Raw genomic sequence first — 20,469 nt, 5'->3', positions numbered from 1 at the left:
AATTTCTCCTCCTCTCTATTGTGAAATACATTTATATACTTCTTGGGGAGATTTGCTACTAAAAATATTATCTAAAGTATCAGAATCTCCAAGTACTTCCATAAGTTTTGCTAATGCTTCAATATGGGCTTCGTTATCTACTGCCGCCAATGCTATTACCAGTTTTACAGGATCATTCTTCTCATGGCCAAAATTTATGCCTTTATCTAAGGTTATAATAGATATTGCACTTTTCTTTGTTCCATCCTCAGGTCTTGCATGGGGCATGGCAATTTGTGGTGCAATAACTATATAAGGCCCAAGCTCCTTTACTTTATTAACCATTGCATTAATATACCTTTCCTCTATTGCATTAGATTTTAATAATAAGCTACCGGCATAATGTACAGCCTCTTGCCAAGTGTCTACCTTTACATTAACAGCTATTGTATCAGGTGTTACGAATTCATCTATCATTGAGTCCCCTCCTTCTCTTTAAGCAAATCAAATATTGTTTTTGGGTCTTTAGCTAACTTTATTTTTTCTATATTCTCCTTAACTGATAAAATATCTAATAAATGGGTTAAGGTTTCTATATGAGCATAATTATCTTTTGCTGCTAAAAAAATTACTGTGTGTACAGGATCATTGGTAGTATGGTTAAATTTAACTGGTTTATCAAGGGTCATTATAGATACTCCTGTTTTATATACACCATCCTTTACTCCAGCATGGGGCATAGCTATTCCTGGTGCTATAACCATATATGGTCCATATTTTTCTATTTTCTTGAATATATTCTCTATATATCTAGGCGCTATATACCCTTTTTCTAAAAGTGGCGCCGCTGACTTATATATTGCGTCTTCCCAGGTTTTACATTTTACTTTCATTTGAATATTATCTTTAGATAAAATATTATTGATAAATATCAATCGATTCTGTGGCCTATAGAGTTTGTTAATATTATTTAGTAGTGATGTAATATCAGTTTGAAGCCCCTCTAAATTTTCAATCTTACAGTGCTTAGAAATTACATCTATCATATCCATAACAAAGGTAGATTTATCATAATGAATGTTATTATAATTACCTTTATACATTAAATAACTGGATAAAATTTCAATATCTCTTTGATTAATTAAGGGAGTTACAACTATTACTGGTTTTTTTGTCTCTTTAAGTGGAATTGTTGAAATTATCAAATCAACTTCACTAGAGTCCATATATCTCCCTACATCTTGGTAGGACACAGTATCGATTATGTTAAAAAATTTAAAATAAGATAATAGCTTAGCTCTTAACAACCTTGATGTACCAATACCACTGGCACATACCAACAATACATTTGTATATTTATGGACTTTAGAAGTTTGGGTTTCTATGGCAGCGCCAAAATGCATTGTTATATAGGCCACTTCATGCTCATTTACTTTAATATTAAATTCATATTCAAGTATTCTGCTAGCTTCATAGCAAGCTTTAAATACATCTTTATACTTGGTTCTTATCTCATTCAGCAATGGATTTTGCAAGGGTTTATTAAATTGCAGCCTGTGTATTGTAGGCATCAAATGAATATATAAGTCTCTTTTGAGAGAAGTAGAATTTGATATAAATATTTGTAATGATTCTTCAACCCTTTTAATCATTTGATCAATAATTACTAAAAGCTTTGTATTTTTTCTAAGATATTCCTCTTGATTATTTACTTTACTAAGCTTAGCTCCAGTTAAATGCAATGTTATATATCCAATTTCATCTAGAGGTACTTTTATTTTAAAAAATTCAGATATATTTTCTCCTATTATTTTAGCAATAGAGAATTCTTCTTTAGCCATAAGCCGATGTAATTGTTCCTTACTCATTTCAATATCTTTATGAAGAAAAATTCTTTCGATAGCTAAAGCTAAATGAGATAAAAGATTTGCAAACCCTTCATAGCTAAATTTTATTCCAAGATGATCTTGTGCATTTTCTATTTCATTTTTTATAAAATCAAAGTCTATTCTTGGAAACCACTCTTTTAAATTAAAAATATATCTGTCTATTGATTCCTCATTGTAATTTTTATTATTTGTTTTTGCCAATTCCTTTAACAGTATGGCAATAGCTTCTCTATGATTCTCCTCTGGACCATCAACATAGACTCCATATCCTTTTCTACGTACAAGGTTTAAATTGAAACCTTTGAGCCAAGAAGAAATTTCATCAAGATCATTTGAAATCGTCGTTTTGCTAACGAAGGTTTTCTCTGCAAGTTCCAATAAGTTTGTTGGTCCTTCCTCATTCAATATATGAAATAGTACAATTTCCCTTCTCTCCTTTGGCGAAAGCATATAGGTATAATAATTGGATTGATTTAACTTTTGAATAATATGATCTTTTTCATCATCTGAAAGATCAATGATAACACCTTTTCTAGGTATCCTAAGCAATTTAGAAAAATTATTATTAATAAGCCAGTTATCTATTTCTTTAAAATCATATCTAACAGTTCTTTTGCTTACCTTTACCTTCTGTGCAATCTGATCTATGGTTACAAAATCATCTTGCTGTAAAAGAAATTTTACAATATTAATTTTTCTGCTATCCAACATGCTATTCACCTCCTTGCCACATTAATGGTGCAAATATGATTATTTAACATCATCAATTGTTGTAATAGTTATACCATCTATTCATCTAGTTTTCAAGCCCTATTTCGTTCAAATTTCTTCAATAGAAATGTGGCAAAATATGATTTGTTTGGCTATTTATAAATAGAATATATCCTAGCCTTAGTTGTCTAAAGATTTTAAAGCAATACTATCAAAACATATTTTATTCTAAATAACTAAATTAAGGATAATATTGGCATATGCAATCTCCTCAATTATGTAATTTTTATATTTAACAAAAAAATCATAACCATCCATTTTACTGGATGGTTATGATTAACTATTATTTCTTCGCTATTATAAATCTGTTAAACTAGCAAAGGTATCTTCCTCTGTTACTGCTGCTTCTTGTTTTGAAGCATATGCAAGTGTGGCAATAACTTGCTCCGGTTCAGACAATATTTCTATATCTTTATTGTTATAAATATCTAAATCTGCAACGGTAATTGATTCCTTAGAATCTAAAACACATGCATCAACTTCTATATTATCTGGTAAATATTCAGGTAGTGTTTGTATTTCTATTTCTTTAAGCTGCTCTTGTACAACCATTGTATTACTTTCAACGGAACTCTTATTTGTCAGATGTATAGGAATTTTAACTCTTATTTTTTCTCCCTTGGTTAACTCTTGAAAATCTATGTGAATAATATTTCCCTTTACTGCATGATATTGAATGTTTTTCACAAGAGTTAAAATTCCTTCATTTCCAATATTTAATTCTACCTTTGATCCTACATTACAGTAATTAAAAGTCCTTTTCAAATCATTTTCTCTAATTTTTATGTTCTTATTTTCGATATTTCGTCCATACAATATACCTGGTACATAACCTTCTCTTCTCAATGCTTTCAAGCTTTTTTTCTTTGTACTATCTCTCATTTCTCCCATAAGTGCTAGTTTTGACAATTTTAATCCCCCTTAGTGATTTTATTTGTAGGTATAATTATATTAAATCAAATAATTCATAATTTTTCAAATTATTTTGTAAAACAATATTCAAATTTTTAATTTACTTCACTATATATATCGGTTATAACATTATTTATATACCCTTTTTTATCCTAATTAAATAAAAAATCCTTTACATCTCAAAATGTCTCTTTAAAATTACATTTTCTTTCTTTGAATATATAACCATAGATTTTCTCTCTTATTTAAGTTAAAATATAATGGGGATATATTATCCATAAAATAATCTCCCCTGTATATTTTATTGTATTCTACTCTAACTTAAGAAAATAAGAATGACTTAAAATTTTAAATTGATTGGAGGTTTTATATGGTCTTTATCAAAAAAAATAATTTATCTAAAGACAATGTTACATTTAATAAAAAATATATTATTTTAGGTATTTATGCCCTTTCTCTAATTATATTTGGCTTTTTGACCAACACCCCGAGTGAAATTTGTAGTGGTTTATACAGGATTCTTATTGAGCCTGATACTCTTATAACTGATTATATTGGAGTAGGCGGTATGGGAGCAGCCTTTATAAATTCCGGACTTTTAACCTTGGTTTTTCTCTTTCTATTATTTAAATTAAAATTAAATATTAATGGCGCTTCAATCGCTTCATTGTTCTTAATTGCTGGATTTGGACTTTTTGGTAAAAATTTGATGAATGTATGGTTCGTTATTTTTGGAGTATATTTATATGCAAGGGTTCAAAAAAATAAATTTTCTAAATACATTTATATTGCATTATTTGGTACAGCCATGGCTCCTATGGTTACTGAAATAATGTTTAGTACTTCCTTAAATAAAATAATAAGTATTCCCTTAGGTGCTTTTGTGGGAATAAGTATAGGATTTATTCTACCACCTCTTTCAACATATTTGTTAAGAGTACACCAGGGCTTTAATTTATATAACATAGGATTTACATCAGGAATAATCGGAACCGTATTTGTATCGATCTTTAAATCCTATGGCTTTTTACCAAATTCAAGATTTATATGGACAAGTGGTAATAATAAACTGTTGAGTATATATCTATTTTTAATGTTTTTGTCAATGATTATATTAGGATATTATTTAGATGATAAATCTTTTAGCAAAGTAAAAAATATGACAAAATATTCTGGTAGACTTGTAACGGATTTTGTTTTATTAGAAGGTTTTGCTCCATCACTTATTAATATGGGTATAAATGGCTTTATCTCAACATCTTACATTCTTCTAGTAAGAGGAGATTTAAATGGCCCTACAATCGGTGGAATATTTACAGTAGTAGGTTTTGGAGCCTTTGGAAAACATCTTAAAAATATCCTCCCAATCTTTTTAGGTATATTTTTAGGTTCTTTAACAAAGATATGGGCAATTAATGATCCCGCAATCTTACTAGCTGCATTATTTGGAACAGCTTTAGCTCCGATTGCAGGAGAATTTGGATGGATTTACGGTGTAATAGCTGCTTTTATACATTCTTCTGTTGTTCTTAATGTTGGTGTTTTACATGGAGGTCTTAATCTTTATAATAATGGATTTTCAGCAGGAATTGTTGCTGCGACTTTAGTACCAATAATTGAAGCTTTTAGAAAGGATGATTTCTAGTGAAGCATGTTAAAAAAAGGATTGCAAAAATAGTAGATGAATTAACTACCTATTTCTTTTCCATGGGAGCAACCGATATTAATATAAATCTGAAAGATGAAAAAGAGTTTTATAAAATATCCCTTAAATGCAATTATAAATATAAAGGTAAAGAAAAAATTGATAAATTGATTAAATCCTTAAAGTGTGAAAAACAAGAAGGAATGGAAGAGTATTTTTGGGAATTAGCAGGAGATTCTGATGTTGATACTGAACTTACTTTAGTAGGAATGATGACCGATGAAGCAGAAATTGATTATAATGGAAATGAAATAGAAGTAACTTTGATTAAATACAAAGATTAAGAGGCTGTCTCAAAAATGAGGCAGCCCTTTTCTAATATATTCTCAATATTTCATTTCAAATACTTTGAGAGAGCTTTTGCCAACTGATCTGGACAGGAAGTTCTATTTCTATTACATGGTATCCCCCGAAGAACTTCTATAGCTTTCTCAACCTCCATACCATCTATAAGCTTAGCTATTGCCTTAAGACTTCCATCACATCCACCTTCAAATCTAACGTCTTTAACTCTATTATTTTCAATATCAAAAATCACCCTTTTAGAACATACATTTCTCGGCATATTGTGAATCATTACAATCTCCCTTTCAAATTTTAATATAATAAAAGAACATTTCTATTATCAATATATTTAAAAGGGATAGATTTGTGCATTATACATATATATTATTGAACAAGGTCAAGTAGTTTTCCCGACTTTATTATTTCATAGGCTTTCTTTATATCCAAAGTTAGATTCCTATCTTTATCTAGGAAGGGAATTATTTCTCTAACTACATCATAAATGGCCTTAGTTCCATTTCCTAATTTTATACCTTTTCTTAGGTCAATGGCTTGAACGGCATGAAGCATTTCTATACCCAATATGTATCTTAAATTATCTACAATTTGTCTGGTCTTTCTAACCACAAATGGAGAATTATTGGCATGATCTTCTATATTTCCTGCCACTGGAAAAAAATCAGCTGTGGCTGGATTTGATAAATGATTAATTTCTGTTGCCAAAGAAGTAAATGACTTTTGAATAGTTCCATATGCTATTGTATCACCTTCAGCTGGGGTAAGAAATCTTGAGAGTCCTGTAAAAGCAGGGTCGGCCAATTTTATAGTTCTATGGCAAGACATTTTTGATAGATGATTTAATCCACTGCCAAGCATTTCAAATCCCAATACCCATGTTGTAGGTTCAAAGTTACAGCTTGTAATCATTTTTCTTTCATCAACTAAAAGACATGGGTTATCTTCTGTAGTGTTTAAATGTATCATTAAATTTTCACATGTATATTCCAATGAATCCTTTACAGCTCCGTGCACAGCAGAAGCACATCTATAGCTAAGAGGGTCTTGAAGGGGTCTAGTAGTTGCAGGGTCCCAAAGATAACTTCCCTTTAAATAACTTCTTATCTTTTCGGCACAATAATTTTGTCCTTCAAACCTTCTCATTTTATTTATCTTCTCACCTATAGGTGCAACATTTCCTTTCAATCCTTCTAGCGACATTGAATAAATTATATTAGCAATATCAATTATATCACTTATCTCTTTTATGGCCAAAGCCCCGGGTCCAGCAGCCAGAGCATTTGAAGAAACTATAGCTAATCCATCTTTAGGCCCTAGTACAGCAGGCTCAAGGCCCACCTTATTTATAGCCTCTTTAGCTGACATACGCATGCCATTATAAAGCACTTCACCTTCTCCAATCATAGCCAAGCCCACATGAGAAAGATTAGCTATATCTGCTTCTCCAACTGAACCTCTTTCTGGTATTACCGGATGAATACCATGATTTAAAAATTCTTTATACATAAGGGCTAATTCTGGCTGAATACCAGCACATCCAACTAAAAATGTGTTAAGTCTTGCAAGCATTACTGCCCTAACGTCTTCTTCATTCATTTCAGGCCCCACAGCAACACAATGGGCATAAATTAGATTCTTATTATACTGCTGAAAAAAATCTTTAAAAACTGTTTTGTCTTTATTCCAACCAACTCCTCTATTTAAACCATAAACTGGAACTCCCTCCTCAGCCATCTCAAATACTACTTTTCTTGCTCTTTTTAAAAGCTCCATGGATTCCTTGCTAATTTCTACCTTTTCTCTATCTCTTACAACAGCAATAAAATCTTCTAATGTTAAGTCTTTACCATTTAAAATAACTGTTTTCCCTTCCATTTACATCCCCCCATTATTTTTCCTTAATAGCTTGAAGTACTTTTTCTGGTGTTGCAGGTAGTGAATTAATATTTATATCTAGAGTATTGTTAATAGCATTTATAATAGCCGCGGCTCCTGGTACAGCACATATTTCTCCTACACTTTTAGCTCCAAAGGGGCCATCTTTTTCACCTTTTTCTATTAGTAAAACTCTAACATCTGGCATATCTGGTGCATTAATAAGATGATATTTACTAAAGTTTTTAGTTTTAATACTTCCATCTTTATTTATTTCTATATCTTCGGTAAGTGCATATCCAATAGCCATTTGACAAGCACCCTGTATTTGCCCCTCTACAAACCCTTTATTTATAGCTCTTCCAATATCATGTACCGCTAACATATCTACAACTCTAACTAATCCCGTCATTTTATCTATCTCAACCTCTACAAAGTTAGCAGCATAAACACCTGGGTTTGACGGGGATTTATAAGTGTATGTAGTCATAATATCATCTTTAAATCTATTCTTTACTTCTATTACAATCTCTCCATAGGTCTTTTTTATATGACTTTTCTTTTTAGACCATATTATTCCATTTCTCATAACTATATCTTGTTTTGAACACTCAAATATTTTACAAGCATAATTAATCAATTTAACTTTTACCATTTCTGCCACCTTTTTAGCACAACCTCCACATACAAAAGTTACTCTACTTGCCTGTGTACCAGCTGAATCATAATGACTAAATAATGTATCTCCCTCAGGTACTAAAATTTTATACGGGCTTATATCCAGTACTTCAGCTATAATTTGCTGCATTGTCGTAACAGTTCCACAACCTAAATCATGTATAGCTGAATTTAGAAATACCCCATTATCCTCTGTAATTCTAATAGACATAGTTATAAAATCAGGTAAAGCACCGTAATATCCATTTCCATGGGTTGCGCAAGCCGTTCCTACCCCTCTTATATATCTCCCTGCATCCCTTGGTTTATTCCATCTATCTTTCCATTTAAAGTCCTCCATACCACTTTTAATACAATCAATGACCCTTGCATTTCCTAAATTAGGTCCTCCTAATGGATCATCATCATAGGGATGAACTAAGTTTCTAATTCTAAACTCGGCTGGATCCATATTAATTTTCCTAGCTGCATTATTTATATTTATTTCAGTAATGGTATGGATTTGAGGTGAACCATACCCTCTACATGCTCCTCCAATAGGTGTATTTGTATATACAGATGTTCCTGTATATCTTTGATTATCTATTCTGTATAATCGAAAGGCTTTCTTGGCCATAGCCATATTTACTGCTCTACCATTGGTAAAATAAGCTCCATTATCTACTAATACATTTATATCCCTTCCTATTATTTTCCCTTCACTGTTAATTGCAGTTCTTACCTTTCCAATAACTGCATTTCTTGTTCTAGTTCCAATAATTGATTGTGTTCTATCCATATGTAACTTAATGGGAGCACCAACTTCCTTTGAAAGAAAAGCGCATATGGGCTCCAATATGGGCTGACCTTTTCCTCCAAAGGAGCCACCCATAGGTACTTTTACAACTCTTATTTTATTTAGGGACATATTTAATGCTTCAGATACAATTAATCTAACTTGAAAAACTACTTGGCAGGGAGACCATATGGTTATTCCCCCTAAATAGTCAGGAGCTGCAAGACAAATATGGGTCTCCATTGCAGCATGATGTTGTTTCTGTGTAGATATTTCATCTTCTATTATATGGACTGCATTTTTAAAAACACCGTCTACATTTCCACATTCTACTTTTTTGGAAAATGTTATATTTCCATTGGAGTGAATATCTACTGAATCCTTTTTCAAAGCAATTCTGGGATCAAGAATAACGGGTAATTTTTTATATTCTACTTCAATAAGCTTAACTGCCTTTTCAGCAGTATATCTATCTTTGGCCACAACAGCTGCTATTCTATCTCCAACATATCTAACCCTTTTACTAAAAATTTTTTCGTCTAAAATGAGATCATCTTGACTTTCTATAAACTTATGGGAATTATATTTTCTATTAGGTGAGTTTTTATATGTAAATACCGCTTCTACTCCAGGAAGATCTTCAGCCTTTGAAGTATCTATATTTATAATTTCTCCATGGGCTATATCACTTAATAATAGTTTAGCATAAAGCATTCCCTTCATTGTCATATCGTCTATATATCGTATTTTTCCCGTTGCCTTTTTTCGTGCATCGCTAGTGGGTATAGATTTTCCAACATATTTGAAATTATTAGTCATTCCATATCCCCCTTTAATATGTCTTCTCCAAATAATTTTCTAAATATATCATAAGCTAATCCCAAAATAGCTTCTCTCTTATAATATCTTGAACTTCTTTTAGGTATAGCAATGTCTACTTGTTTTGTTAAAGCCTCACAGAAACTTTTGAAGACTTTCATGCCTGGTTTTTTATCCAATAATACTTTTTCAGCTAATTGACAGCTAAAGGCTTTAGGAGCCAAAGCCCCTAAAAACATATAAGCATCTTCAATTATATTTTTATTACTAATCTTAACCAAAGCCGCTGCATTTAATTTAGAAATAGTAACCGAAGTTCTACTACCTAACTTAGAAAAAGCAGACAAATAGTTTTCATTATATTTAGGAATTGATACTTCTATAATTGCTTCATCCTTTTTAAGGAAATTACTACCTGCTCCTGCAACTACTTCATCAATTCTTCTTTCTACTATTTTGCCTCGTCCATTTAATACTTTTAATTTAGCATTAAAAGCCATTAAGGGTGTAATGGTATCGGCACAGGGTGAAGCATTGGCTATATTACCTGCTATTGTGGCAGCATTTCTAATTTGGGTAGATCCTATTTTGCCTGCTGCTTGAGCCAATGCTCTAATATATTTATTTACACTTTCATTTTCTGCTATATCTGTTAAAATAGTACCAGCTCCTATTTTTATACAACTTGCTGATTCTTTTATATATTTAATATCATCAATTCCTGTCAAATCTATTAGTCTTCCATATCTTATACTATATTGTCTCATCCTTATCATAAAATCAGTGCATCCTGAGATTAGATAAGTATAATCATCTGCTAATTTTAGACATTCTTCAAGTTCTTTTATGTTTTTAGGTGTTTTTATTGTGTTTTTCTGCATTACTACACCTCCCAATAATAATTAACTAGCTAAGTTATTTATTTTTACTAACTACATCCTTTACTGCATTAACTATTTTTGTATATCCTGTACATCTACAAAGATTTCCTTCAATAGCTCTTCTAATTTCTTCTTCAGTTGGATTTGGTTTTCTCATAAGTAAAGCTTTACAGGACATAAGCATTCCCGGTGTACAGAATCCGCACTGAATTGCACCATTTTTTATAAAAGACTCCTGAAGCTCATCTAGTTCACCATTTTTTTCTAATCCTTCTACTGTAGTTATTTCCTTGCCCCTAGCTTGAGGCGCTAAAACCATGCATGAATTTACTGCCAGACCATTTATAATAACAGTACATGCACCACATTCGCCTTCCCCACAGCCTTCTTTCACACTTGTAAGCCCTAATTTATTCCTTAAAACATCAAGTAATCTCTCATCTGGGTTAACATCTACTTCTCTTTTGATTCCATTTACAACAAATTCAATCTTCATGGTCTATCCCCTTCCAGTTATGCTGAATTAATTTTATATTTAAATCGTCTATAAATAGTCAAGAAAGCAAAGAATAAAACTCCCAAAGGGGAGCTTATTATATATCTCTATTGTTCAGCTTCAAGTAGTTCTTTTTCCACATTTGCAGTTTCCGGATTATTGGCTAAATCAAATTCTTTATGTTTTATCATCATCACAACTGCTGAAGAGCCTATCATCAGCATTAAAAAGAGAAGGGGAAATCCTGCCACCGTGGCAATCTGCTTAGTTGCATCTATACCACTTATTTCTCCTGCATCTCCTGCAAGGAGGTTTATTATAGCCATTGAAGACATTATTATTCCCCAAAAAAGTTTAACATTTCCCGGCGGCTCAACTTCAGCATTATTATATGCATTGGTAGAAAGAGATGATACTGTAGTAGTCATAGAATCCGCTAAAGTTACTATTGAAATAAATATAGCTATTATAAATACCCAACTTAAAAGCGAAGTAAAGGGAAAATGTTCTAAGAAGGCAAATACTGATACTTCAAGACCCAAATTTTGTATAGACTCCCAAATGCCTGCACCACTCAGCTCTAAATGAATAGCTGAACCTCCGAAAACTGAAAACCATAAAAATCCAAAACTAGCAGGTAGTATTAAATTAACAATCATAAACTGCCTAATAGTACGTCCCTTTGATATTCTAGCTAGAAACATTCCGGTAAGTGGAGCATATGCCAACCATATGGCCCAGTAATATATAGGCCACCATCTTGGCCACTGGGATCCATCAATAGGACTTAAATAATGGGTTCTTACAAAAAAATCTCGTATAAAGTGTCCAACAGATTGAGTACCAAATGATAATATAAAGGTCGTAGGGCCAAATATAAAAATAAAGACCATTATTCCTAAGAACAGCTTTGAATTCTTGTCGGATAACCATCTTATACCTCTATTTAATCCTGTATAACTTGAAATAACATAAGTAATAACTATGAGTCCAACAATTATAGTCCATAGTACTTTCCCAGTTTTTATACCGGTTAAAATATTCAAGCCACTACCTATTTGCATTGTGCCGACTCCAAGTATGGCTGCAACTGCACATCCCATTGCAAATAAACATATATTATCAACTACAGCTGATACTGTGCCCTTTATTTTTTTCCCAAATAGAGGATATAATGTAGAGCTAACTTGATAAGGTAGTTTCATATTGAAGGTAGCAAAGGCTATGGCTATCCCTGCTATAGCATACATTCCATAGGGTAAGAAGGTCCAGTGAATAAAGGTTGTGGTCATAGCAAACATTGCTGCGGCCTCGCTCTTTGGCTCAAGTCCCAATACCTTTGGTGGTTCCATAAAATGAGTCATTGGCTCTGCTATTCCCCAAAACAAAATGCCTGTTGCAATTCCTGCACAAAGAGATATTGCAAACCAATTCCATTTACTCATTGTAGGCTTTGCATTTTCTCCTCCTAGTCTAATTTCTCCATATTTGGAAAACGCTATCCATAGGCAGATAAACAAGAATATATTTCCACTTATTTGAAATAGCCAACCAAAGTTATCAAAGGCAAAGGATACTATTACATTTTCAATATCGTAAAATGCTTTCGGTGCCACTAATCCCAAAACAATTGCCCCTAAAAAAATAATAGACATAGGCAAAAAAATGTTTTTCCTTAATTTAGCTTGCTTTACTCCATTGTTCTTTTCTAAAATTTTCAAGTTAAAGCCCCCTTTAGTTATTTTTAAAATTCGGAAAATTAGTAAATTTTCAACAATGTTTTTAAGTGAAAATTTTCTGAATATTGCTGTTTATAGTTTAACAAAATAAAGTCCAAAAACCGTCAAAATCTTCATAGATTTAGGAAAAATTCTATGAAGATTTTATAAACGTTTTTATTCTTTTAAATTCTTCTATCTCATAATGGTATTTTATTTGTTTCATATGTTCTATACCTTTATTACAATAAAATTCAATTGGAGCATTTAAATATTCTCTAAAAATACTCTTTACCCTATTATCACATTTCATTTCTTTAGCTATTAGAGCTTTTATTTTGAAAAGAATTCCTATCTCATAGGGATTTTTTAATTTTTCAGAACATTTTTCAGCCTTTTTAAGGTGTTGAAAAGCTTTATCACATTCTCCTTCTTTTACTAACAAAAGACATAAATAGCCATTTGCTGTAGACCGCCCCCAAAGAAAATTAAATTGCTTATAAATTTCTAAAGCCCTATTAAAATACGCCCTTGCCTTAGCATATTCTTTCATATCATAGGAAGCTTGACCAGCATTGGTGTTAAATATTGTAAGGCCTCCTACTATATCTCTTTTTTCACATAAAGATATGGCTTTTTCATAGTATTTAATGGCTTTTTCAAATTCCATACGATATCTCTTGCTTTCTCCTATATAATTATAGGCAGCAGCAATATTTAATATATATCTATCCTTATTTTCCATACTATTAAAAATTCTAATTGCTCTATTAAGTAAGCTCTCCCCTTTTTCATACTTATGTTCCATGATTTTCTGTAAACCTTCTAATCTAAATAGTACTCCTATATCACCCTTTTCACCCTTTTTCTTTGCCATGTCAAAGGCATATTTTATATTTACAGACATACCAGCTACATTATAGATGTTTATGCAGTAATATATTTTTTCTAAGTATCCTTTTAAAGCTAAATTAAAGCTACCTATATTTTGGGCTTTTTCAATCATATCATTTATTGTTTTAACACCTTTGTTATAATCACCTTTTCTAATATAATATCGTCCAAGCATATGTAAAAATAAAATTTCCAGTTCCATTAATCCTTCCATATTCTTGCAGTCTTTTTTTACTTCTTTGAATAATTCATCTATTTCATTTAATTGTTTCATAATTTCTTTTCTGTTGAATTCTAAATATTTTTTCTTAAATATGCTACTATAGCTTATAACAGGAAAAACCTCTTGATTAAAATTTAGATATTTATCTAAATTTTTTATACTGTAATTTAAAAGCATAAATTTATTCCCTGAATTTTTATAGTGGTAGATCAGTTTAGAGTACAAAAGTACATCTGTATTATCGTTTCTCAGCTCCTTTTCTAACAATTTTGCTATTCTTTTATGGATTATTCTCTTCTTTGAGATACTAAGCTCCGAATATATAAACTCCCTAAGTTTTTGATGGGTAAATATAAATACAACATCGTCATTTGAGTCTAATCTTTCTTTAAATAGACACTTAAATTGAAGCTCCTCGATTATTTCAATAAGCTCAAGTTCATTTTTTTGACTTATTTTCTGTAAATATTCAAAGGTAACTTTGTCAAAAAACACTGAGGCAATAGAAAGTATTTTTCTTCCTTCCTTCGATACATTTAAAAACCTACTTTTTAAAATGTTTTGCATCTTAGAAGTCATTAAGGTAAAATTGTTATTTTCCTTCATATTATTTAAAAGCTCTACAATAAATAATGCATTTCCCTCTGTCTCTCTATATATTAATTCCTTTGTATATAAATCAAAATCACATTTAGGCATTTTCTTCATAATCATTTCAATAGTTTCTGTCTTAGTAAAGCGCTTCAAATCTATTTTTTTTACTATATCATAAATGAACATATCAGTTAAAAAATTTTCTATATTCTCTTCGTAGGATTCTCTACATGTGGCCATTAATATAATATTTTGATTTCTGTTTTTCAAAATAATATTTTTAAGTAATATTAAGCTTATATTATCTGCCCATTGTAAATCATCAAAAACCAGTATTATCTTCTTACTCTTAGATATTTTGATTAAGGTATCTACTATAAATTCTTCTATAATTTCATATTTCAATAAATCCATCTTTTCTACTGAATTTACATCTACTACAGCTTTATTACTATTAAATGTTGGAAATATACTTGCTATTATTTTTGCAAGATGACTAGGTATTTCTATTTTTTCTTTATCTATCATTTTGGATAATTGTTGGAACACCTCATTCCATGGCTTTAAAAAAAAGTTCTCTTCTGCTCTATAACAATGGGTTATAAAAATATTTACTTTATCTTTTGGCAGAAAATCTAAAAATCTATTTAGTAATTTACTTTTTCCTATCCCAGCTTCACCAAGTATTATTATGGATTTTGCTTTTTTATTATTTTGAAATCTAAAATAATTATCCTTTAATTCTTTCAGCTCATTTTTACGTCCATAAAAAAATTCTTCTTTTTTTTGTTCACTTAATACTTTATTTGTTGACCTCTCCTTTAATACTTCATCAAATAAATTTGTTGTTTTAGGATCGGGAGATATGGAAAGCTCTTCCTCCAATAATTTTACTAAAGAATTATAAATCTCTATACATTTATTATATCTATCTTGTTTTCTATATACTTCTATTAAAAGTCTATATGCACTTTCATCAAATTCTTCTATTCTTATTAATTCTTTGCACAATTTTTCAGCTTCCAAAAGATTATCACATTTAAAAGAATTATTGATCTCACTATGTAATTTCTTTATAAATATCTCTTTATATTGATTCTTTAAATTTATCATCCAATTTTCAAAACCATCAGCATCCTTTACTAAAAAACCCTCAAGAAACTCACCTTTATACGCCTTTAAAGATTTTTGTCCCTTTTCATACAAAAATTCTTCTAAGTCTATGTTAAAATCTATATCCGTATTCAATTGAATGATAGATCTTTTAGGAGACACTAAAACATCTTCATTAAATTCCTTTTTTATAATATATACTGCATTTCTTAAATTTTTTTTTGCAGATTTTTCAATAGAATTTCCCCAAAACAAATTAACTAATTTATCCCTTAAGGCAACTTTTTCAACTAATAAATAATAAAAAAGAGCTTCTGCCTTACTATAAGGGAAGGTTATTTGTTTATTGTTTTTCATTATTCTAGGTGTTCCAAAGAGCTTTGCATTAATAGTAACCACCTATAAACACTTCCTTTTTGGGAATTTTAATATTAATTTTAACAATTAGACATCATTTGACTTTTTTCCTCCTTATTTTCTATAATTATTAATAAAGTAAACTAAATAATTGACTTTGAAATTGCTTTAATAAAATTTCCTAAATAAAAAAGAATGATTTTAAAATAATGAGCTTTTCAATATTTTATAGCCATTCTTTTTTATGTATTATATAGTTTTTTACTATAATGAAATAAACTCTAAGTATATTAATTTCCTCTTATAACTTCAACTTCATAACCATCTGGATCAGTTACAAAATAATATCTAGGAGGACTACCTGGAAGTCCCATTAATTTAGTAACTTCATAACCCATTTCCTTATGCCTTTCTCTAGAACCCTCTAAGTCATCTACTGCCACAGCTATGTGGCTAAATCCATTTCCTATTTCATAGGGCTTATCGGGATTGTAATTATATGTTAATTCTAACTCGTAATTTCCTGATTCATCACTTAAATAAACTAAAGTAAATTTATGCTCAGGAAAGTCTTTTCTTTTTTGCTCTATCAGCCCAAGTGCTTCCTTATAAAATTTTAAAGACTTTTCTAAGTCCATTACTCTAATACAAGTATGAAGCATTTTATAATTCATAAAATAACACCTCCTGTTTACGTCTTATTATATCAAATATTAGTATTATTTTATAAATTTTTTTGTTTTTATATTTTGTTACTGAATTTTAGAAGCTTGACTTTCTAATTCCTTAATTATTTTGCTATCATATCTTCATTACGTCCTACAGGCTCCTCTAGTATCATATGTTCTATCGCTAAAGGTTCACCATCTACTGTAATCTTTACCTTGTCAATATAATCAAATTCTGTGAGAGTATTTGCTATAGAATTTATTGTCATAGATTCTCCCGCTGCACCACCCCAATGTTTAGTATGCATTTCCTCTGAAAAATCAACATACGCAATATTGTTTTCAATATTAACAGAAAGCACCTTTGTTTCTGAAGGAATTACAAAATTTAAATTTTCTGTCTCAGGACCCTTTATTAATTCTTCTAGCACTCGTTTTATATAATCCTCTTTTTCAATATCCTCTGGTACATTAATAGTTCTTTTTTCAGGCACCACATACTCTGCATTTGGACCTCCAAAGTATAAAGTTACCTCTTTAGTTACCTCCTGTGGAGGTTCCTGCTGATCTTCATCAGGTGTCTCTTGATTTTCTGTACCAAGGTTTTCATCATCAGTTTGGGGCGGTTCTTGCTGAGTACATCCATAAAAGCCTAAGCTAAATATGGAAATAATAAGCAATACAATTATAGTTTTTTTCATATCTTTCTTCCTTTCTATTTTTTATTAATTCAGCAAATTGCTTAATTGCCTTATTAAAAAACTAACTACTTCATACTGTTTTAAAAAATTTAAACCTATACCATATATTATAAAATTTATTCAATTATTTTTGTGTTTTTATACTATTAATTCTAACTTTCTCCCTAGCAAGCTTAATATTACTTTATAAACTTTACTTTGTTTAAGTACTAAATAGTACTAATATATATTATTGACATTTTTTCACAATATAGTATTAAATATTTACAATTACAATTCTAAACCTATAAATGTATTACTTTACTTTTTTATTGATCCTTTATATAAATGAGGAAATTGCATAATACATGTAAAGAATTTTAAAATTAATAATATTAATTATACAAGTTTCTCAAATATTAATAAAACCGTATGTGCATAAATTTATATTCTTTCACATACGGTTTACATTAAAATGCTAATTAAAACCTATTTAGGAATAATTTTTAGTATATGAATCTCCCCATTTATTTAGAAACACATATTCGCTCACATCTTTTTTATCATGATGCTTGGGAATTTCAGAGGCTTTCCCTATTGGAGTTATTGCAACTACCCTGTTATTATTTGGTATAGATAGAGTTCTACGTATTTTGTTCTCATCAAATGCACCTATCCAGCAGGTTCCATATCCTTCATTTGTTGCTGCAAGCATAAAATGCTCCATAGCTATGGCACTATCTACTAAATAATATTCTTTATCTGCTACAACTCCTGATTTTGATGGATCTGCCACAACTATGGCAACCATTGGAGCCTGTTTAACCGCCTTTGATGACTCATTAGTATCATTTAATACAGCCTCAGCTATTAAATCCTTTTCCCTTGGATCGTCTACTAAAATGAACCTATAGGATGTATTATTTTTCCATGAAGGTGATCTCATTGCTGCATTTATTGCCCTTGCAAGGCTATCTTTATCAACAGGTGTGTTTTCAAATTTTTTTACACTTATTCTATTCTCAATCACATCATAAAATTGCATATATTCACTCTCCTTTCATCTTATTATTTGCATAAAAAAATATTTTATGATTTTGAAAAAAATCCTAAAACACTTTTTTGTGGATTTCAATTAAGTATTTGTACTATGAAATTTATAGAGTAATACAAAAGAGAATTCACATTAGTGAATTCTCTTTATATGTACTTAACATAAAATGGTATCTAACCATAAATAGTATTCCATTGATTAACAACCGTATTCTTAATCTTGTTCATATTCAAATTTATCTTGGAGTTTATCTTTACCTTCATCATATTCATATATTCCAGTATTTTTGCCATCCTTATCGTCTATAAAAAATTTAACATCCATATCGTCAATTTCATCACAAATTTTTTCAGCTATATCTTCAATAAAATCCTTAAATTTATCTTCATCTCTGTTTTCCCATTCAGATGAATCTCGCTTAAAATTTTTGCCTTTCATTTCAACATCAATATAATCGCTCTTTTCTTTTAAAGAATATTTAAACTCTAAATCCCCATCATCGCCTTTTGTATATTCATCATAGTCATCATTAAGCTCTTCTTCTAAATCATCAATATCTCCATCTGATCCATATTGGAATGTCACTTCGAATTTATCCTTACTTTCATCGTATTCATATTTCCCAACACTTTTACCATCTTCATCCTCTACATCAACTTTAACATCCATATCATCAATTTCATCACAAATTTCTTCAATTATATCTTCAATAAAATCTTCAAATTCATCTTCATCTCTATCCTCCCAATGGGATGAATCCTTTTCAAAATTCTTACCTTCCATTTCAACCTTAATATATCTCGACTTTTCATCTAGAGAATATTCGAATTCTAAATCCTTTTTACCTTCTGTATATTCTTCATAATCATCATTAAGCATATCTTCAAGCTCTTTAATAATATCTTCTTCTTCTTCTTCTTTTTCTTTATCTTTATTTAAAACATACGGATTATTGTAGCCGTACCTTGGAGTAGAACCATAACCATATATATTGTTAGCTAAATACACAGTATTTGTATTGCCATCCCATACAACCTCAAGACCTAGATTTTCAGAAACATCTCTTAAAGGAATATATACAGTACCTTCATATATAAAAGGTTCCTTTGAGAAGTTTAAAAGATTTCCATTAAGTTTAACTTTAATATTATTGAAATAAGCAGTTATTTGTTTACTATAACCTACACCAAATGCAACACTACTTCCCATCAATAAAATTAATAACAAGGTAATAACAATATTCCTAGCTATTTTTTTCCTTTTCAATTTCAATTTAATTCCTCCCTAAATATTATAAATGTTTAAATATTATTTTAATATAATTATATAGAATATTGCTCTAATTCTATATCCCTATATTATATTCACGATTAAATTCTACCATACATATCAATATTTGTGAAATTAGAAACAAAACCATAAAGCAAAAAATACTTTGTTTATAGCTATATATCTTGCTTTCACCATAATTCTTAATATTTAATTAAATTTTAGCATTATGTTAAATAAATTTATATAGTTAAAAAATACTATTTTTTATAAACATTTCAAAAATACTAAAATTTTATGCATAAAAAGTTTATATAATCATTAAACTACTTAGGAACAAAACAAATCACAAATTGGAGGTGTATTTTATGGAAGCTGGAGTAAGAAACAAATTAGTAGGAAAAATTTCAGAAATTAAAAATGATGAAATTATGGCACAAATAAAAATGACTGTTGATGGCTGAGCTGCTTCACCTATAGTCACGTCCGTGATGACACATGAGAGTTTAGAAGATGCAGGATTTAAACAAGGAGATTCAGTTGAAGCATTAATTAAAGCTATTAATGTGGTTTTTGTGAAACAATAACTTAATATTTACATAGAAAACATGCTTAATCAGTAACTATATGGTTAAGCATGTTTTTTAAATCATAAATATAAATTTTATTATATCTACATGTATTAATAAATATCTCGCTATATTCAATACTTTACTATATCTTAACTTTTTGATATAAATTATAACCATTGAATTAACTGCGTTTTATCACAAAAAAAAGATTAGTAAAATAGTAAAAGTTTTTGTTGCTAACCCC

Annotated in this window: 16 protein-coding genes; 2 read left to right on the top strand and 14 right to left on the bottom strand. The window is 30.0% G+C overall.

Annotation, left to right across the window (positions count from 1 at the left end):
* Positions 1-15: 15 nt before the first annotated feature.
* From B5X81_RS20565 to B5X81_RS20555, 3 genes are all read right to left on the bottom strand, one after another.
* Positions 16-456 carry a PTS sugar transporter subunit IIA gene (locus tag B5X81_RS20565; RefSeq protein WP_079494448.1) on the bottom strand — a complete coding sequence of 147 codons (441 nt, stop codon included), beginning with the start codon at positions 454-456 and terminating at the stop codon, positions 16-18.
* Positions 453-2,579 carry a BglG family transcription antiterminator gene (locus B5X81_RS20560; RefSeq protein ID WP_079494446.1) on the bottom strand — a complete coding sequence of 709 codons (2,127 nt, stop codon included), beginning with the start codon at positions 2,577-2,579 and terminating at the stop codon, positions 453-455. Before B5X81_RS20560 ends, B5X81_RS20565 begins: the two co-directional genes overlap by 4 nt.
* Positions 2,580-2,936: 357 nt before the next feature.
* Entirely contained in the window at positions 2,937-3,548 is a 612-nt protein-coding gene (locus B5X81_RS20555; protein WP_079494445.1) for a 50S ribosomal protein L25, read from the bottom strand.
* A gap of 373 nt (positions 3,549-3,921) precedes the next feature.
* Between B5X81_RS20555 and B5X81_RS20550 the strand changes: the two genes are divergently transcribed.
* Both B5X81_RS20550 and B5X81_RS20545 read left to right on the top strand, forming a co-directional pair.
* The gene (locus B5X81_RS20550) at positions 3,922-5,196 is read left to right on the top strand and encodes a DUF1576 domain-containing protein (protein WP_079494444.1); all 1,275 of its coding nucleotides are present in this window, start codon (positions 3,922-3,924) and stop codon (positions 5,194-5,196) included.
* Positions 5,196-5,540, top strand: a complete 345-nt coding sequence (locus B5X81_RS20545; RefSeq protein WP_079494442.1) for a hypothetical protein — start codon at positions 5,196-5,198, stop codon at positions 5,538-5,540. The genes B5X81_RS20550 and B5X81_RS20545 overlap by 1 nt, the downstream gene beginning before the upstream one ends.
* A 50-nt stretch (positions 5,541-5,590) precedes the next feature.
* On the opposite strand, the gene B5X81_RS20540 is transcribed toward B5X81_RS20545, so the two are convergent.
* The 11 genes from B5X81_RS20540 to B5X81_RS20490 all read right to left on the bottom strand — a co-directional run bounded on the left by B5X81_RS20540 (position 5,591) and on the right by B5X81_RS20490 (position 19,656).
* A complete protein-coding gene (locus B5X81_RS20540; RefSeq protein WP_244282184.1) occupies positions 5,591-5,821 on the bottom strand; it encodes a TIGR03905 family TSCPD domain-containing protein in 231 nt (76 codons plus the stop codon).
* Positions 5,822-5,925: 104 nt separating this feature from the next.
* Entirely contained in the window at positions 5,926-7,434 is a 1,509-nt protein-coding gene (locus tag B5X81_RS20535; protein WP_079494439.1) for an HAL/PAL/TAL family ammonia-lyase, read from the bottom strand.
* 13 nt (positions 7,435-7,447) lie between these two features.
* Positions 7,448-9,706, bottom strand: coding sequence for a xanthine dehydrogenase family protein molybdopterin-binding subunit (locus B5X81_RS20530; protein WP_079494438.1), 2,259 nt, complete (start codon positions 9,704-9,706; stop codon positions 7,448-7,450).
* Positions 9,703-10,587 (bottom strand): FAD binding domain-containing protein, encoded by an 885-nt coding sequence (locus B5X81_RS20525; protein WP_079494436.1) that lies wholly within the window; start codon positions 10,585-10,587, stop codon positions 9,703-9,705. The genes B5X81_RS20530 and B5X81_RS20525 overlap by 4 nt, the downstream gene beginning before the upstream one ends.
* A gap of 34 nt (positions 10,588-10,621) precedes the next feature.
* Positions 10,622-11,083 carry a (2Fe-2S)-binding protein gene (locus B5X81_RS20520; protein WP_079494435.1) on the bottom strand — a complete coding sequence of 154 codons (462 nt, stop codon included), beginning with the start codon at positions 11,081-11,083 and terminating at the stop codon, positions 10,622-10,624.
* 107 nt (positions 11,084-11,190) lie between these two features.
* Positions 11,191-12,804, bottom strand: coding sequence for a BCCT family transporter (locus B5X81_RS20515; RefSeq protein ID WP_208985109.1), 1,614 nt, complete (start codon positions 12,802-12,804; stop codon positions 11,191-11,193).
* Positions 12,805-12,955: 151 nt separating this feature from the next.
* Complete coding sequence (locus tag B5X81_RS20510) at positions 12,956-16,024, bottom strand: AAA family ATPase (RefSeq protein WP_079494433.1); 3,069 nt, start codon at positions 16,022-16,024, stop codon at positions 12,956-12,958.
* 248 nt (positions 16,025-16,272) lie between these two features.
* Positions 16,273-16,656, bottom strand: a complete 384-nt coding sequence (gloA, locus tag B5X81_RS20505; RefSeq protein WP_079494432.1) for a lactoylglutathione lyase — start codon at positions 16,654-16,656, stop codon at positions 16,273-16,275.
* Between the two features lie 116 nt (positions 16,657-16,772).
* Positions 16,773-17,351 (bottom strand): GerMN domain-containing protein, encoded by a 579-nt coding sequence (locus B5X81_RS20500; RefSeq protein ID WP_079494430.1) that lies wholly within the window; start codon positions 17,349-17,351, stop codon positions 16,773-16,775.
* Between the two features lie 472 nt (positions 17,352-17,823).
* On the bottom strand, positions 17,824-18,375 hold the full coding sequence (locus B5X81_RS20495; RefSeq protein WP_079494429.1) for a nitroreductase family protein: 552 nt from the start codon (positions 18,373-18,375) through the stop codon (positions 17,824-17,826).
* Positions 18,376-18,597: 222 nt separating this feature from the next.
* Positions 18,598-19,656, bottom strand: coding sequence for a copper amine oxidase N-terminal domain-containing protein (locus tag B5X81_RS20490; protein ID WP_079494427.1), 1,059 nt, complete (start codon positions 19,654-19,656; stop codon positions 18,598-18,600).
* Positions 19,657-20,469 lie beyond the last annotated feature (813 nt).

The organism is Maledivibacter halophilus, from assembly GCF_900167445.1.
GTDB classification, from domain to species: Bacteria; Bacillota; Clostridia; order Peptostreptococcales; family Caminicellaceae; genus Maledivibacter; species Maledivibacter halophilus.
The sequence above is the reverse complement of the archived record's forward strand: the minus strand, read 5'-3'. Positions and strand labels throughout refer to the sequence as shown.